Raw genomic sequence first — 26,638 nt, 5'->3', positions numbered from 1 at the left:
AGCTTTAAAATTATGGTAAAAGTATTAATAGCAGACAATCACCCTATTACCAGGAAAGGGCTTGAGGTTCTATTTTCTGCATCTTCAAACATTAAAATTGTAGGAAGTGTTGACAACGGCGAAGCCGCAATGGAATTCATCAAAAATAATCCTGTAGACATCCTTTTAACAGAAGCAGATCTTCCAAAATTAAACGGGTTAACCATTTTGCGTTATCTTAAAAAAGATTATCCAGACGTAAAAACCATTATTTTTAGTGGTGAACCAGAAGAAGTATATGCGATTAACGCCATTAAAGCCGGCGCTAATGGGTATTTACATAAATCTGTAAACGTTATCACCATTAACGAGGCTATCTTAAAAGTAGCTGAAGGTGGTATTTATTTAAGTAATGAGTTAACACAACAGTTAGCATTTGGAAGCCGAGCAAACAAATCTGGAACTTTCTATAAAAAACTTTCTACTAGAGAAGCCGAAGTTTTAAAACTTCTTACAATCGGTAAAAAGAATAAAGAAATTTCTAAGGAGCTTGATATTAACGAAAAAACCGTTAGTACTTATAAAGCACGTTTAATGCGTAAATTAAAAGTGACTAACTTGGTAGATTTAGTTAATCAAGCCAAACTTAAAGAATCGTTATAGAACACGATTAAGTTTTCTAGACAGTAACATTTTCAAACCAGAATAGTCTTTAACTTCTTCAAGTACATTTCTATTTACATCGGCTTTATTAGCCAATGTTTCTTGTTGAAATTCCTTGACTTTTTGGTCTATTAAAAAACAACGGAGGTTAAGTATAGTTTCACTAACTAATTGTGCAACGCTGTGCTGTTTTTCTTTAGGAAAGATATCCATGCGTTGCCAATTATCTAGTGTATAGCGTTCGTCTTCCATCAAGATATTGGAAATCTCATAACCCATATCGGGGTCTACCGAATTGATAAAACTCTTCAATTCAAAATTCTCATTCTGATTTAAAGCTTCAATAAGGGTATAATAAATGGTTTTAAACTGCGGATTCCCAAACTGCATTTCATCATCCTGTAAGTCTAAATAAATTTTCTCAAATACTTTAGCAGTATGAATAACGGGTTCCAGCTCCAATTCGCCTTTATCATTTTCCTTTAAAACCAAATCTTCAAACTCTTCAGACTTATTTCCGTAAAGCAATAAGATTTCAATAATTTTGCGCTCCAACAAATACTGAACATCAACCTTTTTAACCGTTGCAGGTTGTTGCTGATTTTTAATAACGTCGAAAGCTTTGTAATCGCCTCTACCCGACTTTTTATCATCGCCTGCATCCTTATTTGTAATTTGAGCCAAAGTACTAAAAAGAACATCTTCACTTATATCCATAATTCGGGCACACTCCTGGATATAAATTTCCTTTTTTATCTGATCCGGAATTTTTGATATACTATTAACTATATCTCTAACCGTTTCAGCCTTTTTTATTGGGTCGTTTTTAGATTCTTCAAAAAGTATGGAGGCTTTAAACTGAATAAAATCTTTGGAATTTTCGTTTAAATATTCAGTTAACTCCTCTAAAGTATTTTGCCTGGCAAAACTATCTGGGTCTTCACCTTCCGGAAACGAACACACTTTAACATTCATGCCCTGCTCCAAAATTAAATCGATACCACGAAGCGATGCACGCATACCCGCTGCATCACCATCAAAAAGCACAGTAATGTTTTTAGTAAGACGATTAATTAAACGAATCTGCTCTGATGTTAATGCCGTTCCAGATGATGACACCACGTTGGTGACCCCGGTTTGGACAAACTGAATCACATCGGTATAACCTTCAACTAAATAACAATTATCTTCTTTGGCAATGCTTTGTTTGGCATCATAAATTCCGTAAAGCACATTACTTTTATGGTAAATATCACTTTCCGGTGAATTCAGGTATTTCGCAGCCTTTTTATCATTAATCAGAATTCGCCCCCCAAAACCAAGCACGCGACCACTCATACTTTTAATAGGGAACATAACCCGCCCTTTAAAACGGTCGAAACGCTTTTCGTCCTTTACAATGGTTAATCCAGTTTTTTCAAGATAATCTAAATTGTATCCTTGCTTTAAGGCTTCATCGGTAAAGGCCTGCCATTCATCAAGCGAATATCCTAAATCGAATCGTTTTATAGTCTCTTCGGTAAATCCACGTTCTTTAAAATAGCTCAAACCAATAGACTTACCCTGATCGGTTTTATGAAGTATTTTTTGAAAATAAGAACTTGCAAATTCACTTACCAAGTACAGACTCTCGCGTTCATTGGCCTTCTCCTTTTGCTCGTTACTTACTTCAGTTTCTTCAATTTCAATATTGTATTTTTTTGCCAAATACTTTATGGCCTCTGGATAAGTAAAGTGCTCGTGCTCCATTAAAAACGACACCACTGTACCTCCTTTTCCAGTGGAGAAATCTTTCCAGATTTGTTTTACCGGTGATACCATAAAACTTGGGGAACGCTCATCGCTAAACGGACTTAAGCCTTTAAAGTTGCTACCTGCTTTTTTAAGCTGAACAAAATCGCCGATAACCTCCTCGACACGGGCGGTTTCAAAAACTAAATCTATAGAAGCAGGAGAAATCAAATGGTTTGGTTTTTAATTTTAAAAGATTGCTTTGTAACGCTTTTTACTGATTGCAAAAATATACTTAAACTCCAAAATACTAAAAATTCAAACAAAATTAATTCTCTTTTAATCGAAATGAAGATTATCTTGTTGTTGTAACATTTTAATTACAAGTTCGTCAACAAATTAAACACCCTTAAAACATAGAAAATGAACCTTCGAAAACTATCTATTATTACAGGTTTAAGCTACTTTATAATCTTCTTTGCTGCCATATTTGCAAATTTTTTCGCCATTGAAGCCTTAATGAAAAATCCCTTAGAAACCATTCAACAAAATCATCTCTTGGTTAGATTTGGAATATTAGCCTTTTTAGTCACTGTTGTTTTTGATGTTGTGGTGGCTTGGGCCCTTTACTTACTTTATAAATCCAATTATTTATCTTCATTAAGTACCCTTTTTAGAATGATGCATGCCGCTATAATGGGCGTTGCGATTTTTGCTTTACCTTTAACTTTTAAAGTTTCTACGAGCAACGACATTTTAAATCATGTACATACATTTAATACAATATGGCTCATTGGACTTTTCTTTTTTGGAATTCATTTAATTCTTTTAGGAAGAATAATTAACACGCCAAAATTTATCACATTATTTGTAATACTTGCCGGAGTCATGTATATGATTGATACATGTGCTCATTTTTTGCTTCCAGATTATGATGCGTACAGCTCAATATTCTTGGCTTTAGTTGCCATACCAAGCATAATTGGTGAGATGTCTCTAGCAATATGGCTTCTGCTTAAAGGATTTAAAAATAACGCATAAAAAAAGCGACACTTAACGGTGTCGCTTTTTTTTTCTAATCAACATCGAATCTAAGTCCGACAGATATATTGTTTTGTCTGATATCCTGACTTTTAAATAGTGGTGACAAATCGTATTTTACATATAAAGCTACATCGTCGATAGCCAAATATCCACTTAATCCGTAAACCAGATTACTAGTATTAAAACTACGTTTTTGTTTTTCTTTAGAACGATCTCCATCGGCCGTATATTTCAACTTCTGACGTGTTCCTACATTGAAACCGCCATAACCACCAAGACCTATTTTAAACTGATTTTTGGTTGAATACCTAAAATAATTTTCGCGTTCTATTTTTTTTGAAGGCCCGAACTCAAAATGCACCGGAAATACTAAATTAGAAACCGATAATTTGGCCTTTTTAAGTTCATGAGGAAAAAGCTCCAGAGACGTTTGATCTCCATCCTGAACAAAATATTGATTATCGTTGGCTTTTAATCCATTAATTTGAAGTGACCATCCGTATTTTAATCTCATAAAATTAGACTCTTTAAACACTCTGGTTTTCCATGCCCAACCCATTTCAAAGAAACGAGAACCACCAAATTTATAAGGTGAATCATCCAATTTCTCGCCTTCAATTATGGCATTATTAAACCCGAAAGCTAGAACAAAATCACTTGTTGTACGTCTATCGTATTTTCTTGGCTTGTCATTTTTTTTATCGCCAACAAACACAATACTTTCACTTGTTTCGTCTCCCTTTCCAATTCTTATTATAATATTTTCATTGTTATCTTCAATATCATAATCGGTTTCATTACGTTTAAGTAATTCTATTTTATTATCTATTATAGCTACTCGATTTTCAATATTCAAAGCACGTTTTTTAGCTGCTTCTTTCTTTAAAATATCGGCTTCCAGATTGGTTAATTCACCTTTTTCAAGTCTTACATTTATAGCCTCCACTTCTTGTTTCAGCATCTCGCGTTCCTGACTTTGAATGGTTTCCTTCTCTTTTAATAAAAGTTCAATTTTCTCCTTATTATTAACATTTTGAATGGTGTCTTGCGCATTGATGAATTGCACACTTAAACACAGTGCCGTGAGCACTAAAATTTTAGTAATTGTTTGCATAACTGTTCGTTTTTTGTCCCGAAACGGGTTTTGATTAATATGATTTGATTGAATGATGATTTACTGATTACGTTGTGCTACGGCTGTTTTTACAGTTCCAAAACTGGTTTTTATAGCATCGAAGACCTTACTTCTAAACGACTGGTCTAATTCGGTTTCTACATCTTGAAGCAACAAATCGGCATCGACAACGCCCGTAGACTGGTCTAAAATTCTTTGTTTATTAATGCTTCGCTGCGCATCTAGAAGCAAAGCTTCAATTTCGTTATCTGTCACTTCTATATTCCGTGTCATTAAATCGCTAACCTTAGCTATAACTTCTTCAACCTTTTGGTCTTCAAAACTTAATTCCTTTTTAAGTTGATTATTGGCATTTTGTAATTCTTCAGACGTATCTGATTGCTCCTGAGCTATTACAATTCGCTGCTCTTGTTTAGAAATAATGTCATGTTGTTTTTTAAGTATTGATTCTTCAATAACTTTATTCGTAGTATTTTCTTCAACCTTTGAAGTATCCTTAACATTTTGAGAAACAACTTCCATAGGAATTGTCTCTTCAACAACTTTAGGATTATTAACAATAACAGGTACAGTTTCTTCAGTTTTTGTAAATACAGTTACCAAAAACAAAACACCAATAAAACTCGCCGCAATACCTAACCATAAATACCTTTTGTTGCTCGACTTATTTTCATTAGCATCTAATCGTTTTGAAAGTGTATTCCACGCATCGGCCGAAGGTTTCATAGTTCTTCCTTCAAGCTTTTCCTTTATCTGTTTTTCAAAATTATTTCGTGCCATAGCTTGTTGTGTTTCTGTTCGTAATTTTATCCTGTAAAAGCTTTCTCGCTTTGAATAACTGAGATTTTGAAGTGTTTTCAGCAATATCAAGTAAACTCGCAATCTCCTGATGCTTGTAGCCTTGAATGGCATACATAATAAATACTATTTTATAACCTTCAGGTAATTCGTCGATAAGTTGCTGTATCTCTTCTACTTCAATTTCGGTTTCTATATTATTGGTAAATTCATTTTTAATATCGACTTCTTCAACCGGAAATTCCACATGTTTTTGTTGCCTTAAGTAACTTATGGATTCCCGAACCATAATTCTTCTTATCCAACCTTCAAAACTACCTTCACCTCTAAAACTCTTCAAATTTGTAAACACCTTAAAAAAACCATTCATCATAACTTCTTCGGCATGATACACATCTTTTAAATAGTATCGACACACGCTTAACATTTTAGGCGCATGCATTTCGAATAACATGTGCTGCGCCTCGCGATTATTTTTTACCGCTCGCTTAATAAGTGCCGATTCGTTTTTATGAAGTTGTATAACTTTCAATAAGGTGTTCATTTGGTCTTCTATTTAAATAGACGAGAATTTTTAAGTAATGGTTGCCTGAGCTTTTATTTTTTTTGAAAAATTAATCAAACTACTACATACCAACAATTTAATTTACAACTAACATTAATTTAAACTCTCTTTATTAAGATTTTTAATAAATCTCTTATTGCAGACTACTAAAACACAATAAAATTAACTTCAATTCAAGAGTAAATTAGACCGTAACCGATTGATAAGTATATAATTTTATAAGAAACAAATTATGAAGCAAGTATATTTTTAGAAATATTTTTAACAAAAATGAATAAACGTTAATTTTAATTTACATATAACCTTAAATCTCTATCTATTCTTCAATTTTTAAGTATATTTAAGAACATACTTATTAATATATGAACAATAACAATCTTTTTTCTTCCTATGATAAGTTACCCAACACTTGGGATGAAATGTACAATGACGATGTGGAGTTTAGAACTCAGTATGAACAATTTATTGAATATTTAAAAAACACTTCACCCGAAAAACTATCGACCAAAGAAGAACTTGCCAAGCAGTTATTTATGAGTCAAGGCGTCACCTTTACCGTATACAATAACAATGAAGGTATTGAAAAAATATTCCCTTTCGATATTGTTCCCAGAATAATCACAGCTGATGAATGGGACAAAATAGAACGAGGCATTAAACAACGACTTAAAGCTTTAAACCTCTTTATTAAGGATATTTATCATGAACAGTTCATTATTAAGGACGGTATTATACCTAGTGAATTAATATTTTCCTGTCCTTATTATTTAAGAGAAATGAAAGGCGTTAATGTGCCTCACGATATCTATGTACATATTTCGGGAGTCGATTTAATTCGTAATGAAGATGGCGAGTTTTACGTTCTTGAAGACAATTTAAGAACCCCTTCCGGCGTAAGTTATATGTTAGAAAACAGAGAAATATCGAAACGTTTATTTCCTGGCGTATTACCCAAAAACGGCGTTCGATCGGTATCAAATTACCCCAATTATTTATATCGAAAACTAAAAGAACTTTCTTCTATTGCTAATCCCAATGTGGTGTTATTAACACCCGGAATATATAACTCTGCTTATTACGAGCACACCACTTTGGCTAGACTTATGGGTATTGAACTTGTTGAAGGTAGCGACCTAGTCGTTAAAGATCATTTTGTTTACATGAAAACAACTAATGGTCTAAAACAAGTTGATGTGATTTACAGACGTGTTGATGATGATTATCTAGACCCTTTAGAATTTAAAGCCGAAAGTGTTTTAGGTGTTGCCGGAATTATGGCTGCCTACCGAAAAGGCAATGTTATAATTGTAAATGCACCAGGAACTGGAATTGCTGACGATAAAGCCATTTACATTTATGTTCCGGACATGATTAGATATTACTTAGGGGAAGAACCAATTTTAAAAAATATTAAGACCTATCAGCTTAGTAAACCAGAGGAACTTGAATATGTCACCGAGCACATTCGAGAAATGGTTATTAAAAAAACAGACGGTAGTGGCGGTTACGGCATGCTTATGGGACACGAAGCAAGCGAAGAAGAAATCAAAGATTATTTAGATACCGTTAAAAAGAAACCTGATGGCTTTATTGCACAACCCATTTTAAAACTATCTACAGCGCCCTGCTTTATAGATGGAAAACTATCCCCTCGCTGTATAGACTTGCGACCATTTGCCCTAACAGGTGCTGACGGCATTGATATTTGTCCAGGTGGTTTAACAAGAGTTGCCCTTAAAAAAGGATCCTTAGTTGTTAATAGCTCACAAGGCGGAGGCAGTAAAGACACATGGGTTTTAAAATAATTTAAAAAGAAAGAACGAATATATGTTAAGTAGAGTAGCAAATAACCTTATCTGGATGAACAGATATATGGCGCGTGGTAATGGCATTTTAGCTTTATTGAAAGTAAATTTTTATGCCAATCAAGATTCACCTGAACTTTTTTCCTGGACTCCTGTCATTAAAAATTTCGCTTCATCTGAAACGGAATTTTATACCGAAGATCCCATAGAATGTATTGATTATATGATTTTTGATGTTAGCAATGACAACTCTATTGTTAATATCGTTACCAGAGCCAGAGAAAATGCAAGAAGCGTTCAGGAACATATTTCAAGAGAATCCTGGTTATGCATAAACAACTACTACTTATTCGTAACAAATAATAATCTTAGGCAACGCCTTAAAGAAGAAGACCCTATCCGTCTATTAGAAGAATTATTGGGGCATCATTTAATGTTTTATGGTACCAACGACATTATGCAAGAACGTGGTCCTGCTTATTATTTTATGAATGTTGGGCGCTATTTAGAACGCGTTATTTTAATTTCAGATTTCACTACATTAAAACTTGAAGAAATTCGGCATGCAACAGACGACTTAGAAAAGGGATTATATTGGAGAAACCTACTATTAGTTGTTGGTGGTTATCAAAAATATTTGAAAACCTATAAATCTTCATTTAATGAAGACCAAATCGTAGATCTTATTTTCAGAGATAAACTCTTTCCGCGATCGGTTTATTATTGCATTAATAAATTAAACAGACACATTACGGAGCTTATTGATGCCGGAGAACTTGGCAACAATAATTTACAATTTCTGTTAGGTAAATTAGAAAGCAGTATTAAATACACCACCATTGAAAATATAAATGAACAGGGACTCCTTAATTTCGTAGAAGGCATTAAACAAGACATTCGAGACATCTCTGAAGACATCAATTCTGTTTACTACATCCCAATTAATTAAGTATTACTATGGCAAATTATTTCATAAAACATCTTACTAAATACAGTTATGACTCACCAGTTATTGATGCCGCAAACCAATTGCGTTTGCATCCAATTAATGACGATTTTCAACAAGTCAATTCCCACTATTTGGTAATTACAAACAATGCCCATGTGCAAACCTATACCGATTATTACAAAAATATGGTTGGTTCTTTTATGATTACTGATGCCATTACCGAATTATACATTGAATCTAATATTGAAGTAACCACATTCCCAAAAATATTACCAGAAGACACTGTAGATGTAGAAACCCAATGGATGGAGTTAACAAAAATAAAATACGACGATCCGTTTGTTGATTTTCTAATTCACAAACCATTTGTTGGCTCAAACGAATTAATTCAATTAATTGAAGAAAAAGGCATAAAGCAAAAAACAGTTTATCAGGCGCTTCAGGCACTTTGCACCTATGTTTATAGCCAAATAAAATACACTAAAGGGGTTACCAAAGTAGATTCTTCTATAGATGAAGTTTGGGAAATAAAAGCCGGAGTATGTCAGGATTTCACGAATATCATGCTTCAAGCCGTTAGAATGTGTGGTATTCCTGCACGATATGTTAGCGGTTATATTTGTCCTAATAGCGATATTACCCGTGGTGAAGGTGCTACCCATGCTTGGATAGAAGCATACATTCCTTTTTATGGCTGGCTTGGTTTCGACCCAACAAATAACATCATAGCAAACGATTGCCATGTTCGTCTTGCTGTTGGACGAGATTATAACGACTGTGCCCCGGTTAAAGGCGTTTATAAAGGTAACGCCAATGCCGATTTATTTGTAAAAGTAAACGTAAGTACAGCTAAAAACGATGAAGATATAACTTTACCAGAAACGCCAATGTCCTCCATTAATAATAACAGTTACAAAAGACACATAGAACGTATTCAACAACAGCAGCAACAACAGCAACAGGATTTACAACAACAACAACAAAGACAGCAGCAGCAATAACAAAAATTACTTTTTCCTATCAATCACGTAAGTCACCATAAGCTCTAAAGAATTTTTATAATCGGAGTCTGGATAGGTATTGAGTATTTCCTGAGCCTCAATTTGAAATTGCTTCATTTTACTTATGGCGTATTCTAACCCTCCGTTAGCCTTTACAAAAGCAATAACTTCTTTAACGCGCTTTTTATCCTTGTTATGATTTTTTATAGAATTAATCAGCCACTTTTTATCCTTTTTATCGGCATTGTTAAGCACATAAATTAAAGGCAATGTCATTTTCTGCTCTTTAATATCGATGCCGGTAGGCTTACCAATTTGGTCTTCGCTATAATCAAATAAATCATCTTTTATTTGAAATGCCATACCTATAAGTTCACCAAACTTACGCATCTTTTCAACATGCTCTGATTCTGGCTTTACCGAAGCTGCTCCCAAACTGCAACACGCAGCAATAAGCGTTGCCGTTTTTTGACGGATGATTTCGTAGTACACATCCTCGGTGATATCTAACTTACGAGCTTTTTCAATTTGAAGCAACTCCCCTTCGCTCATTTCACGAACGGCAACCGATATAATTTTAAGTAAATCGAAATCATTGTTATCGATACTTAACAACAATCCTTTCGACAATAGATAATCACCAATAAGAACAGCGATTTTATTTTTCCAAAGGGCATTAACTGAAAAGAAACCACGACGTCGGTTACTATCATCAACCACGTCGTCGTGTACTAAAGTTGCGGTATGAATTAACTCTATTACTGAAGCTCCTCGATAGGTACGTTCAATAGCCTCACCATTAGAGACCATTTTAGCAACCAGAAACACAAACATTGGTCGCATTTGCTTTCCTTTTCGGTTGACTATGTATGTGGTAATTCGGTTTAACAAAGCCACCTTGCTCGACATTGAAAGAAGGAACTTTTGCTCGAAAAGATCCATTTCAAAGGCGATGGGTTGTTTTATTTGCTCTACTATTTTCAAATGCTTTAGCTAAGGAGATTCAAATATAAGTTTTAGCAGCTAAATTTCTAACTTTTATTTGCTAATTGTCCGCAAGCCGCATCAATATCTTTACCACGACTTCGTCGTACATTAACCACGATGCCATTTTTCTCTAAGGAAGAAATATAATTTTCTAAAGCCTGATTAGAAGCTTGCTGAAACTCGCCATCATCGATTGGATTATATTCTATAATATTAACCTTACACGGCACGTATTTACAGAACTTCACAAAAGCATCAATATCGTTTTGAGTATCATTAATACCATCCCAAACCACATATTCGTAAGTAATTCTGCGCTTGGTTTTTGCATACCAGTATTCTAAGGCTTCACGTAAATCGGTAAGCGGAAAAGTTTCATTAAACGGCATAATCTTGGTTCGCACCTCATCTACTGCCGAATGTAATGACACGGCAAGATTAAATTTAACCTCATCATCAGCCATTTTTTTAATCATTTTAGGCACACCTGAAGTTGATAAGGTAATACGTTTTGGAGACATCCCTAAACCTTCATCAGAGGTTATTTTATCAATGGCTTTAATAACATTATTGTAATTCATAAGTGGTTCGCCCATTCCCATAAATACAATATTACTTAACGGTCTGTCGTGATATAAACGGCTTTCATTATCGATAGCCACCACCTGATCGTAGATTTCATCAGGGTTTAAGTTACGCATACGTTTTAAACGTGCTGTCGCACAAAAACGACAATCCAAACTACACCCAACCTGACTAGATACACATGCTGTTGTTCGTGTTGGTGTTGGAATTAACACCGACTCAACCACTAAACCATCATGTAAACGCACCGCATTTTTAACCGTACCATCACTACTACGTTGCATGGTATCGACTTTAATATTGTTAATCACAAAATTATCTTCAAGCATTTGGCGGGTTTCCTTCGAAATATTAGTCATATCGTCGAAAGAATAGGCGGCCTTTTGCCATAACCATTCATAAACCTGGTTACCACGAAATGCCTTATCGCCTTGCTTTTCGAAAAATGCTCTTAACTGCTCTTTGGTTAGTGCACGTATGTCTTTTTTTGTTGTTGCCATAGATGATGCAAAAGTAATGATTTTGGGGTTAAGATTAGACTTAATTAGAAAGGTTAGATTTTTAGACTAACGACGGATGACCAGTGATGGACGAAAGCAAAGTGAAATTGGAAGCTTGAGACTGGAATTTAACTAACAGTAACTTTCAATTTCTATCTTTTTGCGTTAGGGATTGAAGCAAGATACCGTGTAGCGCGGAAAGCGCGACCCGCAGGGTAACGCCCTAATTTAAAGAAAGAAAAAAGCCTTGTAAAAACAAGGCTTTAAATTTTTTATAAGATTAACATGGCATCACCGTAACTGTAGAACTTGTAGCCTTCTTTTACAGCTTCGTCATATGCTTTTTTCATGAAATCATGACCAGCAAACGCAGAAATCATCATTAATAATGTTGATTTTGGTGTATGGAAGTTAGTAATCATACAGTTTGCGATACTGAAATCGTAAGGAGGGAAAATGAATTTATTAGTCCAACCTTCGTACTCGTTTAATTCTCCATTTGAAGATACCGAACTCTCAATAGCACGCATAACGGTTGTACCAACAGCACATACACGTTTTTTACTACGAATACCTTTGTTAACCGTTTCTACAGCTTTTTCATCAATTTTAAGCTCTTCGCTATCCATTTTGTGCTTCGATAAATCTTCTACCTCAACTGGGTTAAAAGTACCTAAACCAACATGTAAAGTGACCTCAGCAAAGTTTACACCTTTAATTTCTAAACGCTTTAACAAGTGCTTAGAGAAGTGAAGACCTGCAGTTGGTGCTGCAACAGCTCCTTCGTTCTTAGCATAAATAGTCTGGTAACGCTCTTCGTCTTCCGGCTCTACTTGTCTTTTTATGTATTTAGGAAGTGGTGTTTCTCCTAATTCGTTTAATTTTCTACGGAATTCTGCATAAGAACCATCGTATAAGAAACGTAAAGTACGACCTCTAGATGTTGTGTTATCGATAACCTCTGCTACTAAAGTATCGTCGTCTCCAAAATATAATTTGTTTCCAATTCTAATTTTACGAGCCGGATCTACAAGAACATCCCAAAGACGTTGTTCGTCATTCAGCTCTCTTAATAAGAATACTTCAATTCTTGCTCCGGTTTTTTCTTTATTTCCGTAAAGACGGGCAGGAAATACTTTGGTATTGTTCAGGATTAAAACATCATCTTCATCAAAATAATCAACAATATCCTTAAACATTTTGTGCTCAATAGTTTGCTTTTTTCTGTCTAAAACCATTAAACGCGCCTCATCTCTGTTTTCCGCCGGATATTCCGCTAATAATTCATCTGGTAAGTTAAAACCAAAGTTTGATAATTTCATCTGTTTACTTTTATTGTTTTTTAATTTACTTCAATACGTCGAAGGCTGCAAATATACAATCTGCAGATAGGCCTTGTCAAGTAAATATGTGATTATTATTTAGTTATTTTAAAACCAATGGATTCTAAGTCGTCCCAGAATGTAGGATATGACTTTGAAACCACCATAGCATCTTCAATAATAACCGAGGTTTTAAGGGCGATTGGAGCAAAAGCCATAGCCATTCTGTGATCGTGATACGTAGCGATTGCCACACCTCTGTTAATGGTAGTAGCTTCAGCTAAATGAAGGGATTCGTTAGTAATTTCTACTACCCCTCCTAACTTTTCAATTTCAGTTTTTAGAGCAACCAAACGATCGGTTTCTTTAATTTTAAGGGTATGCAACCCTGTTAAATCGCATTTTATTCCCAAAGCAAAACAGGTTACTGCTATAGTTTGAGCGATATCAGGAGCATTGGTTAAATCGTATGAAAACGCCAAAACCTCCTTGTCTGTTTTTGTTAATGTAACCGAGTTATTTTTGAAAGCCGTTTCAACTCCGAAATGTTTATAAATTTCCACTAAAGCCGAATCGCCTTGAAGTGAATTTTCTTTATATGATGATAAGGTAATTTCTGTTCCTACTGCACTTAAGGCTGCCAAACTAAAATAATACGATGCCGAAGACCAATCCGACTCCACCACCAAGGTTTTCTGTTCTAAGTCCTTTGGCGCTGGTTTAACCACAATAGTGTTCCCTTCAAAAGAATTTTCAACCCCTATTTCTGTTAACAAACTTAGGGTCATATTAATGTAAGGCACTGAAGTAATTTTTCCTTCCAACGTTAACTCCAATCCGTTTTCTAAACGCGAGGCAATTAACAATAAAGCAGAAATGTACTGACTACTTACATTAGCCTGTAACGACACTTTATTTTTAGTTAGCTTTTTGCCCTTTATTTTAATTGGCGGGTATCCAGCATTTTCCACATATTCTATGTCTGCACCAAGTTCCTGAAGCGCCTCTACCAAAATTTGAATTGGGCGTTCCTTCATACGTTGCGAACCCGTAAGGGTTACTTCTCTTCCTTCCTGAACCGCAAAAAAGGCAGTTAAAAATCGCATGGCAGTACCTGCATGATGAATATCTACAACCTCTGAAGACGAACTTAATGCTTTGGTCATTAAATTACTATCGTCGGAATTCGAGATATTTTCAAGATTAAACTGCGGATATAAGGCCTTTAAAAGCAATAATCTGTTTGATTCACTTTTCGAACCTGTAATTTGAATAGACGATTGCTTTGCTATTTCAGATTTTTGAAGAGTAATTTGCATAAATAGTTGGTTTGTTTTTAACAAAGCCGCTAATTTACTTTAATTTTTCGTTATTATGGTGCCTATCGTGGTCACGTTTTCCCTTCTTATCCATTCTTTTATCGAAAGCTGCCTGCAAATCGACTCCTGTCTGGTTAGCTAAACACAAAACAACAAATAATACATCGGCCAGTTCTTCACCTAAATCTTTATCCTTATCGCTTTCTTTTTCGCTTTGTTCACCATAACGACGAGCTATTATACGAGCAACTTCTCCAACTTCTTCGGTTAGTTGCGCCATATTGGTTAACTCGTTAAAATAACGAACCCCGTGATTTTTAATCCACTCGTCTACTTCCTGTTGTGCGTTTTGAATATTCATTTATACTTTAATTAAAACGATTTGCTCTGATTGTTTTTCAATGAGTTTGCTAAAATACGCTTTTAATTGCTCATAATATGCAGGAACAATAATGGATTGGTTAATGTCTGTATCGAAAGTAATATGTACCGTTTTACCATCCGGACTTGCTTTAACGATATATTTAAATGCTCCCAAATTATCTGGCAACAGCATCTGAACTGATTCCGGTGTGCTTTCAACTTTATAATTCTCTGGCACTTTAACCACAAATTTGTACTTATTACTCTTTGGATAACTAAAATCTACAGGGAATTCTCTTTTCTCCAGCTTAAATGGATTTTCAGTAGTCTTCAAGAAGAACAGTGGAGAAAAATAAATCTTATTATTAATTACATCTGCCTGACTTTCTAATGAAAACTTGAAGGATTCAATAACTGGCTTAGATATATCTTTTTCATTCTGAACATTAAACTCTGAAATTTCTATATTTCCAAATTTACTTTCAAGCTTCTCTAAATATTTATCTTGTCCTTCTTCAAAAAAATCATCTCGGTAATTCATGGCAAAATAATTACTTCTTAAAAATCGCACATTACCCTCAAGATCTCCTGATTCATTTAAACTTGCTAACAAAGACACCTGATTTACCGACTTTTCTTTAGGATATAAATTTACCGTGCTTGATGTCTTGTTTTCTCTTACAATTCTGCCTTCCCAATTTAAAGCTCTCACGGGCAATACATTTGGCAACCCATGGCTTGTAGTTGCATCTAGAAGCACTATTCCGTCTGGTGACTCTATAGCAGCAATAACATAATTATAGCCATCTAAGGTTGGAAATAAAGGAATACCGTTATCACGGGTACTGACTAAGACCGGGTTAGCCGTTAGTCCGGCATAACGGAGCATCGATGTTAACATAAGATTGATATCAGCTACATTTCCTTCCTTTCTTAAATAAGCTTTTTTAACGCCTTCCTGAGCATACTTACTGGTATAACCATTCCATTTAATCGACGATTTTACATAGTTAAAAATTTTAGCCGCTTTTGCCAAGGGTTGAGATTCACCTGCTATTAAAGCCTCTATATCTTCCTTATAATAAGAATTCCTGTTTAACTCATCGCCAAAACCAGGGCTATCATAAATGGTTTTCACCACATCTTCCCATGTTGTTGCATAATATTTAATTGGAGTCAAAGGCCAATTAACAAACGATAACTCATAACTTATAGACGATCTATAATTATTGATATTGTTTACGTAAGGTTCATCTTTTAAAGCTGGTACATTTGTTAAATTAAAACTATTACAATCTCTCAAACAATCAAAAGTTCTATCAGACTTACGTGATGTTTCAGGAATAACAGGTAAATAGCCTTTAGACATCGTTTTAAAATTAAAGTATTCAGGAGAATCAAACCGAGCTTCTACAATTTTTACAGGAATAGCATGTTGAAAGTAAAAATCATCTACCATCCAGAAAAAAGGTGAAACAACGGTATATTTATACTCAATAATACTACCTTCCTTTATATTAGGCATTGTGAAGGTTACCTGATTTAAATATTTATGTTTTTCGGTTTCAAAAACACCATCTTTATCAAGTTTCACTTCTTCTGCCTTGCCCCCTTCCAAATTATAAGTATAAGCCTTTAATCCTTGAAATTCTTCCTCCTTATTATTTCCTACACGAAGATTAATAACTTTTGTAGCATAATTAAATCCTTCCTTATTATATATTTTTATGCGCTCCTGAACCTCAGTTTTCATATAAAATTCACCTAGTTGTTCTTCATATTCTATGTGTGACCATCTATACTTATATAAATAAGTCGCATTAGCAGAAGAATCCAACGGATTCATTTTTTCCTCTAATTCTTCGGTTGATATTTTTCCAAATTTGACTTCTTGAGAAAATGCCTTTATTGAAAGACAAATACAAAGTAAAAAGGTTGTTAATTTCATATGGTTTAGTTTTTAGTAGTATTCTTAACAAGGGCTATTTTTGCATTATCAGATTTAGAAATATCTATTCTGAAATTTCGAAAATCATCATAATCTTCTTTAGGAAATACACCGTCATTTATAACGAGTTTACGTTTATAAATAACATTTTCATCTTCGAGTATAAACTCTGCCCTATAACTCCCGAACTTATTTTCGATTTCGATTTTTTCTGGCAGTGATTCAACTTTATAATTTTCAGGTAAGGTTATTTTCACCTCATCTTCATCTATAAAGCCTCGTTTAACTTTAATTGGATATTTTCTGTCTTTATATTTATCAGGGATATTAATATTTCTATTTAAGGCATTAACTGTTAACAACATGATATTACCAGCCTTTTTAGTGTAATTCGGCACATAAAAACCAATATGCTCTGCAAATGAAACATCAGATTTGTTATTATCTATTTCAATCTTATCAATAGATATGGTGTTTAGATAATCCCATCGATCCTTATAATACACATCTAAATCACGAGCACTTTGTGACTCCAACCTATACTTATCATCATACTGAATTCCTTTTGATATAATATTTACATCAACATTAATTGATCCTTCTGGATTGATTGTATAGTTTCCTTTTAAATACTGGGTGTTTTCTTCCGTTTTATACTTTTTGGTATGTTTTATTTCACCTCCTTCAGGTGTAACAACCAATACATCTCTATCATCGGTAAAATCACCTATAAACCCAAATGGCACATCTTGACTTGTGCATTCTAACCATACAGGTTCTTCATTAGTTGGGATTGATAAAATAACATGATTTCCTTGCATTAAAGCAAAATCTTGCTCCATGCTTCTTTGAGAATTACCGGCATAAATAACACAATAATTAGACTTAACTCCAACGGCTTTTAGTAATGCCATTGTATAATTAGTCAATCCTTTACAATCCCCATAACCTAATTCATCTACTTTAGATGCTTTAAAAGGTTTCCAGCCACCAATCCCTACCTGAACACTTATATATCTAACTTTATTTTGAACGTATTCATATATTTTTTTGGCCTTTTCTATATCAGACGTGTCATCTTTTACAAGATTTCGAACATAGTCAACTGTACTTTGAGGTAAATCTAAAGTGTCAAATAGCAAATCATTATACATCCATTTTCCAAAACCATTCCAGTCTTCTACTTCTGCCTGAACGCCTTCTAAACTAAACTGCTTAGAGGCTATTAAAACTCGAGGCGCAATTTCCAACAGATTAGGACAATAATCTTCAGGTTTATAAGCTTCGAGATTTTTGACAAAATAACTTATTAATCCTAATTCTTCTTTCTTTTCTAAATCCAGGCCCTCTAAATACTTTTCCTTTTTTCTAATCTGAATATCTTCAGGGTAAGTTATACTATAATTACTTTCTTCTACACTAACATAACGCTCATTGATTGGCATAAATGAAGGAATAAAGGCTGTATTACCTGTAGATATTTCACAAATAAATTCAACCGTATAAGGATAAGCTGAAGGTGTATAATCTAAATATTTTACTCTGGAATCGGAATACAAGGTAGCACCATCTACAGCACTGACATCCTTAAAATTTTTCTCTTTTATTTTCTTAATTACCGCTCCAAACTTGTTAAATATAGTCGCTTCCAGATTCTTAATCTTCACATTATTATCATAATGCACATAAGCATTAAGATTGTCATCTCCACTTTTATTTAGAATTGTAATAATTCGTCTTTCTGAAACCAGCATTTCATCGATTTTCAGCAAATCAATACGGGTTTCATCTAAACGAACAACGGCATTAGCCCCATCACTCAGCACTTCAGGGATATTAGAACTTGTGAATACCTTGTCTTGTGAAAAAAGGATGAAAGAGATAAAAAAGAATGATAACTGTAAATAGTTTTTAAACGCCATAAACCTTAGTTTATAATTTCTCAATTAATTATTTATTATTAATCCTCTGTTAAGAGGATAGTTTAAGAATTAATTAGGTTGAGAGAATTAGCTAAGGCTAGGGTTAATTATAATTCTTACTTTCAAAAATAAAAAAAGTATGCAAAAATCCTAATCCAATTCATACAAACGAATTATAAATTCACGAGAACTTGTATATCATCCTCAGTAAAATCAAGGAATTAAAACGAAAAAAAATTAAGAAAAGATTATTCTTTATTCTTTGAATCTATAATAATGGTTACCGGTCCGTCGTTAAGAAGTTCGACTTTCATATCGGCACCAAATTCTCCGGTTTGTATTTTTTTACCTAAATCGGTTTCTATTTGTTTCACAAAGGCTTCGTAAAGCGGAATCGCTATATCGGGTTTTGCCGCCTTTATATAACTCGGTCGATTTCCTTTTTTTGTAGCAGCATGAAGTGTAAACTGACTTACTACAATAACATCGCCATTAACATCAATTAATGATTTATTCATCACCTGATTGTCGTCTTCAAAGATGCGAAGGTTTACTATTTTATTAGACAACCAATTAATATCTTCCTGATTATCTTCATTAACAATACCTAATAAAACCAAAACACCATTTGAAATCGACGCTACTTTTTCTCCTTCTATTGTTACACTTGCTTTAGTAACACGCTGAATAACTACCTTCATATTTTATTCTTTTTCCCAGTTATCAGTTCGGTAGTGTTCCTCGTCTCCTTCAATAATTTGCAAGTAACTACGGTAACGGGAAAAGGCTATTTCATCGTTATCTAAAGCTTCCTTTACGGCACATTTTGGCTCCTTAATATGTAAACAGTTATTAAACTTACAGTCTTGTTTTAAAGCAAAGATCTCCGGAAAATAATCACCTACTTCTTCCTTTTCCATATCAACTACTCCGAAACCTTTAATTCCTGGTGTATCGATAATTTGTCCTCCAAAACTTAAATCGAACATTTCAGCAAACGTAGTGGTATGCTGCCCCTGACTGTGGAGTGCTGATATTTCTTTAGTTTTTATATTCAATCCCGGCTCAATAGCATTTACCAAAGTTGATTTCCCAACTCCCGAATGTCCTGAAAACATGCTTATTTTATCTTGCATTAAGGCTTTTACCTTATCTACATTTTTTCCAGACTTTGCCGAAACGCCAATGCATTCGTAACCTATTTTTCGGTATACATGAGCCAAATATCTAACTTCATCTAAAGTTTCTTCGTCGTAAGCATCAATTTTATTGAAAAGCAAAACCGTTTTAACTGAATAGGCTTCGGCGGTTACTAAAAACCGATCGATAAAACTAGTTAAGGTTGGCGGATTATTAATGGTAATCATCAAAAATACCTGATCGATATTTGATGCGATAATATGAGTTTGCTTCGACAGGTTCACTGACTTACGAACAATATAGTTTTTACGATCGTGAATTTTATGAATAACCCCCGATACCTGATTGTTTTTTGTCTCCAGTTCGAAATCTACATAATCGCCCACAGCAATCGGGTTTGTACTTTTAATTCCCTTAATACGGAATTTACCTTTTATACGGCAATCGTAAGTTTCACCTAATTGTGTTTTAACGGTGTACCAGCTTCCTGTAGATTTATAAACGAGTCCTGTCATATCGGCTTCAAAAGTACTCTAAAAAAATTATTTTCTCAGTAAGAATATATTTATATTTAACCGTTTAACACCAATACACCTAACTATTATGAAACGTATTTTATTTGTCTTTCTTTTAGGAGTTCTATTTTTTAATGAGGCTCAAGCTCAAATTGAATATAAAGTTATTACCTCGGTAGAATCGATTGTTCCCAATGGACTAGGGCGTTCTCGATTAATTTCTTCTGTTGAAGAAAAAAACTATAAAGATTTTACAACTGAACAAACCGAAGATGATAATACCAGAAACAAATCGGACCGAGGGGATATTCGCGTGAAAGATTTTGAAGAAACCAAACTTTTAAACTTTTACAACATAGGAGGCATTCGTTTTCAAAATATTGCAGCTAACGATGCCGTTTTAAGTTCCAAAATAAACACTATGGTTCAAGAAGGCTGGGAACTGGCTTTTGTTACTAGTGCCGTTGAAAGTGATAGTGGCAAAGACGATGGACAAGGTATTTTTATAACGCGCTACATTTTTAAAAGAAATAAATAAATCTATTATATTTAAGGAGTTAACTAATAATTTGTTCCTTTTAAAATTAAATTAACAACCTATGAAAAAGCACTTTTTAAAGTTTACTTGCATCACCTTACTATTAATATCAGCGATGTCATGCTCTAGTGTAGACGTATTAAATTCCTGGAAAGGCGACAATATCAATTCTGTTAAAGAGAAAAACATATTAGTTATTGCTCGTACAGACAACACAACAGCTCGAATAACCTTCGAGAATAGCATTGTTGAAGAACTGGAAAAACGAGGCATTAAAGCTACCCCAAGTTTTAATAAGTCTCCTGAATTTAATCCTGATAAAAAGATTACTCAGGAAGATGAAAAGAAAATTAAATCCATTATCGAAGCTAATGGTTATGAAGGAGTCATTTTAACCATTGTTAAAGACACTCAAGAATTAACTAAAACCGTAACCGATGGTGGTTACTATGCGGGGAGTACCTACTATGGCTATTACCCAAGATATTATCATGGGTTTTATGGGTATTACTACCATCCCATGGCATACTCGACTTTAGGGAATTATGTTCCGGAAACCTCAACCACATACACTTCTAAAAACTACATTTTAGAAACGGTAATTTATAATTTAGATGAACCAGAAGACAAACAACTCATTGGTGTTGTCACTTCAAAAATTGAAGATCCATCAGATCTTTCATCAGCTTCTAAGCAATACGTAAAAGCCATTGTAAAAAGTTTTAATAAGTAGCCTCTATTTATTTAATATAAAAAAGGCTCGCCATTGGCGAGCCTTTTTTATATGCTACTTTCTACATATTAAGTTTCTCTAAATGAATTTGCAATGTTTTCTCCTTCTTATTAAATTCCATTAACATTACATTTCCCAGTTTAGCCGGCAACACTCTAAACTGAATCTTCCCTCTTGATTTACTTAAATAAATTTTATCTTCAAAAAATTTACCGTCATTATAAATAATTGTTTTAAACGCTAATTTATTTTCTTCTCCTTTTAATCGCTCATAGTCAATAAAATTGGCATAAAATCTATCTCTATCTGTATCTATCTGTACAAATTCATAATCAAAAGCCCCTGATGCCTTTAACAAATGAGCATTTAGTTGTGGACTTCCAAAATCAGTTAAACTTGGAGCACGCGATTTACCTTTTTCAAACACCTTTATATCCTTCAAACTAAAATCACTTCCAAACTCAAAAATTACAGCATCAGTGATAGTTAATTGGGTCATAGTTGTTGCCCCATAAGGATTTACTGTCATTCCAAGTACACCTGATAAACTTACCGTTTTTCTGTATTTCTCCCCAATACAATAATAATTTCCTTTCTTTGTTCTTACAATATCATGAAAGTAAACATAAGTATTTGTTCGCTTTTTACCATCAGAATCCGGAGGCATCATTTCATCTATTTTTTCTTCCCAACTCACCTTAAAATCTGATATATCTTCTCCATTTAACTCTAGAATTTGAGCAAACAAACCTTTACTATCATCTTTTATAATATTCTCCCCTTTATCAAAATACTCACCTAATAAAACAACCTTTTTATTCTGTGTTAAAAAAGCATTGGTTACTAATCTTGGATTATTTTCTCTGTCATATTCTTTTTCAAAGAGTAATTTTCCTGTATGGATATCTAAGACAATTACTTTTAAATCTACACTTTGAGCCGTAGCTGACTTTTTAGCACTTTGCAAAGCTACCACTACCTCTTCGTTTGCTTCGATGGGATTTATAGACATTAATTCATTAACATCTTCAGCTGAATTAAATCCCCAAGAATTTCCTCCATCTGTAGGTATATATTTTAAGCTATAGCCCATTTTCTTATTTTCTTTCATACTATTAAAAAGAAACCCCTTATCATCAACTGGAAACAACAAATTAAACGCACCAGTTCTTTCCATATTTGTAATACTTTTTATTTCTTTTTTACTTATTGGAATTATGATATCTTCAGCCTGATTTCCTTTCTTATCAAAAGTCACCAACTTATACTGTTCTTCCTTTTTATTCACCATGGCAAACATTAATGCATGGTTATTAAATTTGCTATCGGCCAAATAAGTATTCTTTTGGTCTACGTAAGACTTTGTTCCAATCTCATTTAAATTATTATCTAACATTTTAATAGCATACTCTCTCTCATCTTTTGATAATTTATCCACTTCATAATAAAAATAGTATCCATCCACATCTTTATTCTTATCGATAAAGGCTCCTGAATTTTTAATTTCAAATAAAGCAATTTCGTTTAGTGTTTTCTCTTGTGCATTACCCAACACACAAATAAAACTCAAGGCGATTAAAGGAATTATTTTTTTCATCTATTAAGTATTTTAAAAAATTCACAAATTGATTCAAAATCTTTACTACCGGATATTTGACTTCTATTCTCATTACAAAAAGCAAAACCTATTTGTTCTATTTCTTGAAGTTCTAAATTATGCAGTAAAAGCCTAATGGCATTTAATTGCTTTTCGGCAGAAAATTTATCCTTGAAAGGCACATACTTTCCTAATACATGATTTTTTTTCGCTTCATATAGCTTTTTAATAGCCTCTGCCATTTTATAATTATAGTAATCGGATGTTATTTTTTTATTTTTCCTTTTTTCAATTAACTGATAAATACTCATATCAAGAAAGTTTAAATCCAAGGTAAACTGAATACTTTGATATTGTGCTATTTCCTTTAAATCTTGAAAAGTTGGATTTGTATAAATTAATTTAGCATCACTGTTATCTACATCAAATTCTTTAATTAATTTGTTTATTCTAAATTCAATTTCTGGATGTGTTTTTAAAGTATCTGAAACCAAAGCAAATTCGTCGATAGGCTTTTCAACATCAAAAATAGAGGTGTTTTCTTTTAGCCAATACGATTGAAACTTATAGGTTTTAAAATTAAACACACTATCTACATCAACATTATGATGCAGAATCATATCATCAATTTTCCTTAATCTTTCTAATGATGAAATTGCATGAGTTGGTTGATATCTTGTTTTTGAATACAAAACAAAACCCAATGAATCAGCTTGAGCTTCCACCTCTTTTGAATAATCTAAAAAATCAATATTAAGTTCATCAATAACAGAAAGTGCAGACCTTACTTGTCCATACTTTTCTCTCTTAATCCTTTTTACTCTCTCTTTGGTTTCCTTTGAATTAACTGAATCCATTCGATTATTAATACTTTTTAACGAATGGTCTAACAATTTATGAGCTATCTCATGACATAGTGTAAAAGCTAATTCATCTTCCGATTCTAACACTGTAATTAAGCCTAAATTAATCTCAAACATACCATCGCCATAACAAGCGGCATTAGGCATAATAGAATTCTTTATAAAAAAATAATAGTTACTAAAATCTATTTGAGAATTAGAAACATAAATCTCTTTTAAAATTTCATCTATTCCCTTTTTTAATTCCGGGTTAAAATAATAAGTACTATCTTTTATTACCTCTAAAACAAATTCATTTCTATCCTTAAATATTTTTTTAATTTTCGAAGCGTACTCCCCGTCAATATTTTGAATTTGAATTGTGTTAATTTTCTTTAAATAAATTTCTAAAGAATCGATATTTCCAGGAATATAATGATTAGATTGACCTTGTACGACAAGAACTCTAAATACTAGAAAACAGATAAAAAAAGTTCTTAACACCATAAATATATATTTTCAGTAGAGAAAACAGAAAACACTGTCATCCTACCAAATATAATTTTTTACGCTTAATTCACCTACTACTTTTATAAATTAAAAAGGCTCGCAAATTGCGAGCCTTTTTTGTTTTATCCGTTAAGGATTTTTTCCTGGTGATTAATAGATTCCTGGTGAATCGCTTTAAACATTTTAAGAACAAACTCTTCACTTAATCCATGAGCTTCTCCTTCCAATACCATTTTCCCTAAAATTTCATTCCAACGCTTAGATTGTAACACGGCAACATTCTTTTGTTTTTTAAGTGCTCCAATGCCATCTGCTGTTTTCATACGCTTTCCAAGTAATTCGATAATTTGATTATCAATTACATCAATTTGTGCTCTTAAATTATCAAGAGATTTATTGTATTCTGCTTCAGAATCGCTCTCTTTTCTAATTTTTAAATCTTTCATAATCTGCACTAAGGTTTTTGGTGTTACCTGTTGTGCTGCATCACTCCACGCATTTTCCGGATCGTAATGTGTTTCAATCATTAATCCATCGAAATTTAAATCTAATGCCGATTGAGATACATCAAAAATCATATCACGTTTTCCTGTAATGTGAGACGGATCGTTAATTAATGGAATATCCGGATATTTGTTTTGGAAATCGATAGCCAATTGCCATTCCGGGTTGTTTCTGTACTTTGTTTTTTCGTAAGTCGAGAATCCTCGGTGAATAGCTCCAATATTTTTAACCCCTGCATTGTAAATACGTTCGATTCCTCCTAACCATAAAGCTAAATCCGGATTTACTGGATTTTTAACTAATACCGGTTTATCTGTTCCTTCTAAAGCATCGGCTATTTCCTGCATAATGAATGGACTAACTGTAGAACGAGCACCAATCCATAGTAAATCGATATCGTGCTCTAAAGCTAATTTTACATGGGCAGCGTTAGCAACTTCGGTACATACTTTCATACCGGTTTCTTCTTTCACTTTTTGCAACCATTTTAAACCTAAAGCTCCTACTCCTTCAAACATACCTGGACGTGTTCTTGGTTTCCAAATACCTGCTCTAAAATAACTCACATCAGTATCTTTTAGCTCATGAGCTATTTTTAATACTTGCTCTTCTGTTTCAGCACTACATGGTCCTGCGATTACTAACGGATGACTTAATTGTAAGTCATCTAACCAGGTTCTCATTTCTTTTTTGTTTTCCATTTTTGTTTAATTTACCTAAAATCTACTAGATGTGATGGCTCACACGGGTTCAATTTACTTTACTAATATTATTCTTAATTCGTCTTAGTTAATTAATACCGTTAAGTATTTCTTTTATATGATTGGTTTGTTTCATTTCGTTAAAAATAGCCTCAAAATCATCATCTTTCATAAGGTCTTTAAAATGTGTGAGGTTATTTATGTATTCTTCTAATGTTTCAATAACATTGTCTTTATTTTGCTTAAAAATAGGTGTCCACATTTCTGGTGAACTTTTTGCCAGACGTACCGTTGAAGCGAATCCACTGCCTGCCATATCGAAAATATCGCGTTCATTTTTTTCCTTTTCAATAACCGTTTTTCCTAACATGAATGAACTAATGTGCGACAAATGCGATACGTAAGCAATGTGTTTATCGTGGGCTTCAGGATTCATATAGCGAATACGCATCCCGATATCTGTAAACAATTTTAAGGCTTTCTCCTGAAGTTTGAAGGTTGTTTTTTCAACTTCACAAACAATATTTGTTTTACCAACAAAAAGCCCTTCTATAGCTGCACTTGGCCCCGAATATTCGGTACCTGCAATAGGATGCATCGCTAAAAAATTGCGGCGCTTTGGATGGTTTTCAACAACTTTACAGATATCTAATTTCGTCGAGCCTACATCAACTACAAGACCTGTGTCTGAAATGTTATCAAGTACCGTTGGTAATATTTTTACCGTTGCATCTACAGGTATAGATACGATAACCAAATCGGCTTGATTTAAATCTTCAAGCGTTGCTTTTTTATCTATGAGTTTTAAGGATAAGGCTTCATCTAAAGTATTATCATTTCTACCAATACCGTGAATAACCGCATTTGGATTATTCTTTTTAATATCGATAGCCAGACTACCTCCAATTAAACCTACACCTATTACGAATATACTGTTCATCT

The 26,638-nt window shown here is 33.5% G+C and carries 24 protein-coding genes; 7 read left to right on the top strand and 17 right to left on the bottom strand.

Features of this window, described 5'->3' with window-relative positions; genetic code table 11:
- The first annotated feature begins 12 nt into the window (after positions 1 to 12).
- Positions 13 to 642 carry a response regulator gene (locus tag R1X58_RS08535; RefSeq protein ID WP_240573601.1) on the top strand — a complete coding sequence of 210 codons (630 nt, stop codon included), beginning with the start codon at positions 13 to 15 and terminating at the stop codon, positions 640 to 642.
- On the opposite strand, the gene dnaG is transcribed toward R1X58_RS08535, so the two are convergent.
- Positions 637 to 2,604 (bottom strand): DNA primase, encoded by a 1,968-nt coding sequence (gene dnaG / locus R1X58_RS08530; protein ID WP_240573602.1) that lies wholly within the window; start codon positions 2,602 to 2,604, stop codon positions 637 to 639. The genes R1X58_RS08535 and dnaG overlap by 6 nt on opposite strands.
- 192 nt (positions 2,605 to 2,796) lie before the next feature.
- Here dnaG and R1X58_RS08525 point away from each other — a divergent pair, with 192 nt between their 5' ends.
- Positions 2,797 to 3,414: a DUF4386 domain-containing protein gene (locus tag R1X58_RS08525; protein ID WP_240573603.1), complete on the top strand. Its 618-nt coding sequence runs from the start codon at positions 2,797 to 2,799 to the stop codon at positions 3,412 to 3,414.
- Positions 3,415 to 3,448: 34 nt separating this feature from the next.
- Here the strand turns inward: R1X58_RS08525 and R1X58_RS08520 are convergent, their stop codons facing one another.
- From R1X58_RS08520 to R1X58_RS08510, 3 genes are read right to left on the bottom strand one after another with little or no spacing between them, the layout of a single operon-like run.
- On the bottom strand, positions 3,449 to 4,531 hold the full coding sequence (locus R1X58_RS08520; protein ID WP_240573604.1) for a hypothetical protein: 1,083 nt from the start codon (positions 4,529 to 4,531) through the stop codon (positions 3,449 to 3,451).
- A gap of 60 nt (positions 4,532 to 4,591) precedes the next feature.
- Positions 4,592 to 5,332, bottom strand: coding sequence for a hypothetical protein (locus R1X58_RS08515; RefSeq protein WP_240573605.1), 741 nt, complete (start codon positions 5,330 to 5,332; stop codon positions 4,592 to 4,594).
- Complete coding sequence (locus R1X58_RS08510; protein WP_240573606.1) at positions 5,319 to 5,894, bottom strand: RNA polymerase sigma factor; 576 nt, start codon at positions 5,892 to 5,894, stop codon at positions 5,319 to 5,321. The genes R1X58_RS08515 and R1X58_RS08510 overlap by 14 nt, the downstream gene beginning before the upstream one ends.
- A 383-nt stretch (positions 5,895 to 6,277) precedes the next feature.
- Between R1X58_RS08510 and R1X58_RS08505 the strand changes: the two genes are divergently transcribed.
- From R1X58_RS08505 to R1X58_RS08495, 3 genes are read left to right on the top strand one after another with little or no spacing between them, the layout of a single operon-like run.
- Positions 6,278 to 7,720, top strand: coding sequence for a circularly permuted type 2 ATP-grasp protein (locus tag R1X58_RS08505; RefSeq protein WP_240573607.1), 1,443 nt, complete (start codon positions 6,278 to 6,280; stop codon positions 7,718 to 7,720).
- Positions 7,721 to 7,742: 22 nt separating this feature from the next.
- A complete protein-coding gene (locus R1X58_RS08500) occupies positions 7,743 to 8,669 on the top strand; it encodes an alpha-E domain-containing protein (RefSeq protein ID WP_240573608.1) in 927 nt (308 codons plus the stop codon).
- 8 nt (positions 8,670 to 8,677) lie between these two features.
- A complete protein-coding gene (locus R1X58_RS08495; RefSeq protein ID WP_240573609.1) occupies positions 8,678 to 9,670 on the top strand; it encodes a transglutaminase family protein in 993 nt (330 codons plus the stop codon).
- Positions 9,671 to 9,676: 6 nt separating this feature from the next.
- On the opposite strand, the gene R1X58_RS08490 is transcribed toward R1X58_RS08495, so the two are convergent.
- The 9 genes from R1X58_RS08490 to rsgA all read right to left on the bottom strand — a co-directional run bounded on the left by R1X58_RS08490 (position 9,677) and on the right by rsgA (position 20,271).
- Positions 9,677 to 10,654: a polyprenyl synthetase family protein gene (locus tag R1X58_RS08490; RefSeq protein WP_240573610.1), complete on the bottom strand. Its 978-nt coding sequence runs from the start codon at positions 10,652 to 10,654 to the stop codon at positions 9,677 to 9,679.
- Positions 10,655 to 10,701: 47 nt separating this feature from the next.
- Positions 10,702 to 11,742, bottom strand: a complete 1,041-nt coding sequence (rlmN, locus tag R1X58_RS08485; protein ID WP_240573611.1) for a 23S rRNA (adenine(2503)-C(2))-methyltransferase RlmN — start codon at positions 11,740 to 11,742, stop codon at positions 10,702 to 10,704.
- Between the two features lie 272 nt (positions 11,743 to 12,014).
- Positions 12,015 to 13,064: a tRNA preQ1(34) S-adenosylmethionine ribosyltransferase-isomerase QueA gene (gene queA / locus R1X58_RS08480; RefSeq protein WP_240573612.1), complete on the bottom strand. Its 1,050-nt coding sequence runs from the start codon at positions 13,062 to 13,064 to the stop codon at positions 12,015 to 12,017.
- A 95-nt stretch (positions 13,065 to 13,159) separates the two neighbouring features.
- Positions 13,160 to 14,383: a 3-phosphoshikimate 1-carboxyvinyltransferase gene (locus R1X58_RS08475; protein ID WP_240573613.1), complete on the bottom strand. Its 1,224-nt coding sequence runs from the start codon at positions 14,381 to 14,383 to the stop codon at positions 13,160 to 13,162.
- Positions 14,384 to 14,417: 34 nt separating this feature from the next.
- Positions 14,418 to 14,744, bottom strand: coding sequence for a nucleotide pyrophosphohydrolase (locus R1X58_RS08470; RefSeq protein ID WP_240573614.1), 327 nt, complete (start codon positions 14,742 to 14,744; stop codon positions 14,418 to 14,420).
- A complete protein-coding gene (locus tag R1X58_RS08465) occupies positions 14,745 to 16,694 on the bottom strand; it encodes a DUF3857 domain-containing protein (protein ID WP_240573615.1) in 1,950 nt (649 codons plus the stop codon). It abuts the gene before it with no gap.
- Between the two features lie 5 nt (positions 16,695 to 16,699).
- The gene (locus R1X58_RS08460) at positions 16,700 to 18,616 is read right to left on the bottom strand and encodes a DUF3857 domain-containing protein (RefSeq protein ID WP_240573616.1); all 1,917 of its coding nucleotides are present in this window, start codon (positions 18,614 to 18,616) and stop codon (positions 16,700 to 16,702) included.
- 248 nt (positions 18,617 to 18,864) lie between these two features.
- Positions 18,865 to 19,317 (bottom strand): D-aminoacyl-tRNA deacylase, encoded by a 453-nt coding sequence (gene dtd / locus R1X58_RS08455; protein WP_240573617.1) that lies wholly within the window; start codon positions 19,315 to 19,317, stop codon positions 18,865 to 18,867.
- A 3-nt stretch (positions 19,318 to 19,320) separates the two neighbouring features.
- Entirely contained in the window at positions 19,321 to 20,271 is a 951-nt protein-coding gene (gene rsgA / locus R1X58_RS08450) for a ribosome small subunit-dependent GTPase A (protein ID WP_240573618.1), read from the bottom strand.
- Between the two features lie 88 nt (positions 20,272 to 20,359).
- Here rsgA and R1X58_RS08445 point away from each other — a divergent pair, with 88 nt between their 5' ends.
- Together R1X58_RS08445 and R1X58_RS08440 are read left to right on the top strand one after the other, a co-directional pair.
- Entirely contained in the window at positions 20,360 to 20,809 is a 450-nt protein-coding gene (locus R1X58_RS08445) for a hypothetical protein (protein WP_240573619.1), read from the top strand.
- Positions 20,810 to 20,870: 61 nt separating this feature from the next.
- Entirely contained in the window at positions 20,871 to 21,542 is a 672-nt protein-coding gene (locus R1X58_RS08440) for a hypothetical protein (protein WP_240573620.1), read from the top strand.
- Between the two features lie 61 nt (positions 21,543 to 21,603).
- Here R1X58_RS08440 and R1X58_RS08435 read toward each other — a convergent pair whose 3' ends face one another.
- The 4 genes from R1X58_RS08435 to R1X58_RS08420 form a co-directional block, all read right to left on the bottom strand.
- The gene (locus R1X58_RS08435; RefSeq protein ID WP_240573621.1) at positions 21,604 to 23,139 is read right to left on the bottom strand and encodes a DUF6770 family protein; all 1,536 of its coding nucleotides are present in this window, start codon (positions 23,137 to 23,139) and stop codon (positions 21,604 to 21,606) included.
- Positions 23,136 to 24,488, bottom strand: a complete 1,353-nt coding sequence (locus tag R1X58_RS08430) for a M48 family metalloprotease (RefSeq protein ID WP_240573622.1) — start codon at positions 24,486 to 24,488, stop codon at positions 23,136 to 23,138. The genes R1X58_RS08435 and R1X58_RS08430 overlap by 4 nt, the downstream gene beginning before the upstream one ends.
- 125 nt (positions 24,489 to 24,613) lie before the next feature.
- A complete protein-coding gene (locus R1X58_RS08425) occupies positions 24,614 to 25,696 on the bottom strand; it encodes a bifunctional 3-deoxy-7-phosphoheptulonate synthase/chorismate mutase type II (RefSeq protein ID WP_240573623.1) in 1,083 nt (360 codons plus the stop codon).
- Between the two features lie 88 nt (positions 25,697 to 25,784).
- The gene (locus tag R1X58_RS08420; RefSeq protein ID WP_240573624.1) at positions 25,785 to 26,636 is read right to left on the bottom strand and encodes a prephenate dehydrogenase; all 852 of its coding nucleotides are present in this window, start codon (positions 26,634 to 26,636) and stop codon (positions 25,785 to 25,787) included.
- Positions 26,637 to 26,638: the final 2 nt, after the last annotated feature.

It is taken from the genome of Aestuariibaculum lutulentum (assembly GCF_032926325.1).
In the GTDB taxonomy this organism is placed as follows: Bacteria; Bacteroidota; Bacteroidia; order Flavobacteriales; family Flavobacteriaceae; genus Aestuariibaculum; species Aestuariibaculum lutulentum.
The sequence above is the reverse complement of the archived record's forward strand: the minus strand, read 5'-3'. Positions and strand labels throughout refer to the sequence as shown.

Bases quoted from the DNA above. Each gene is read 5' to 3' on its own strand.
- R1X58_RS08435 (WP_240573621.1), bottom strand. From the start codon at position 23,139: ATGAAAAAAATAATTCCTTTAATCGCCTTGAGTTTTATTTGTGTGTTG.
- R1X58_RS08515 (WP_240573605.1), bottom strand. From the start codon at position 5,332: ATGGCACGAAATAATTTTGAAAAACAGATAAAGGAAAAGCTTGAAGGA.
- dtd (WP_240573617.1), bottom strand. From the start codon at position 19,317: ATGAAGGTAGTTATTCAGCGTGTTACTAAAGCAAGTGTAACAATAGAA.
- R1X58_RS08445 (WP_240573619.1), top strand. From the start codon at position 20,360: ATGAAACGTATTTTATTTGTCTTTCTTTTAGGAGTTCTATTTTTTAAT.
- R1X58_RS08510 (WP_240573606.1), bottom strand. From the start codon at position 5,894: ATGAACACCTTATTGAAAGTTATACAACTTCATAAAAACGAATCGGCA.
- R1X58_RS08465 (WP_240573615.1), bottom strand. From the start codon at position 16,694: ATGAAATTAACAACCTTTTTACTTTGTATTTGTCTTTCAATAAAGGCA.
- R1X58_RS08495 (WP_240573609.1), top strand. From the start codon at position 8,678: ATGGCAAATTATTTCATAAAACATCTTACTAAATACAGTTATGACTCA.
- R1X58_RS08430 (WP_240573622.1), bottom strand. From the start codon at position 24,488: ATGGTGTTAAGAACTTTTTTTATCTGTTTTCTAGTATTTAGAGTTCTT.
- R1X58_RS08505 (WP_240573607.1), top strand. From the start codon at position 6,278: ATGAACAATAACAATCTTTTTTCTTCCTATGATAAGTTACCCAACACT.
- rlmN (WP_240573611.1), bottom strand. From the start codon at position 11,742: ATGGCAACAACAAAAAAAGACATACGTGCACTAACCAAAGAGCAGTTA.
- R1X58_RS08520 (WP_240573604.1), bottom strand. From the start codon at position 4,531: ATGCAAACAATTACTAAAATTTTAGTGCTCACGGCACTGTGTTTAAGT.
- R1X58_RS08500 (WP_240573608.1), top strand. From the start codon at position 7,743: ATGTTAAGTAGAGTAGCAAATAACCTTATCTGGATGAACAGATATATG.
- rsgA (WP_240573618.1), bottom strand. From the start codon at position 20,271: ATGACAGGACTCGTTTATAAATCTACAGGAAGCTGGTACACCGTTAAA.
- R1X58_RS08460 (WP_240573616.1), bottom strand. From the start codon at position 18,616: ATGGCGTTTAAAAACTATTTACAGTTATCATTCTTTTTTATCTCTTTC.
- R1X58_RS08525 (WP_240573603.1), top strand. From the start codon at position 2,797: ATGAACCTTCGAAAACTATCTATTATTACAGGTTTAAGCTACTTTATA.
- R1X58_RS08470 (WP_240573614.1), bottom strand. From the start codon at position 14,744: ATGAATATTCAAAACGCACAACAGGAAGTAGACGAGTGGATTAAAAAT.
- R1X58_RS08420 (WP_240573624.1), bottom strand. From the start codon at position 26,636: ATGAACAGTATATTCGTAATAGGTGTAGGTTTAATTGGAGGTAGTCTG.
- R1X58_RS08535 (WP_240573601.1), top strand. From the start codon at position 13: ATGGTAAAAGTATTAATAGCAGACAATCACCCTATTACCAGGAAAGGG.
- R1X58_RS08425 (WP_240573623.1), bottom strand. From the start codon at position 25,696: ATGGAAAACAAAAAAGAAATGAGAACCTGGTTAGATGACTTACAATTA.
- R1X58_RS08440 (WP_240573620.1), top strand. From the start codon at position 20,871: ATGAAAAAGCACTTTTTAAAGTTTACTTGCATCACCTTACTATTAATA.
- queA (WP_240573612.1), bottom strand. From the start codon at position 13,064: ATGAAATTATCAAACTTTGGTTTTAACTTACCAGATGAATTATTAGCG.
- R1X58_RS08475 (WP_240573613.1), bottom strand. From the start codon at position 14,383: ATGCAAATTACTCTTCAAAAATCTGAAATAGCAAAGCAATCGTCTATT.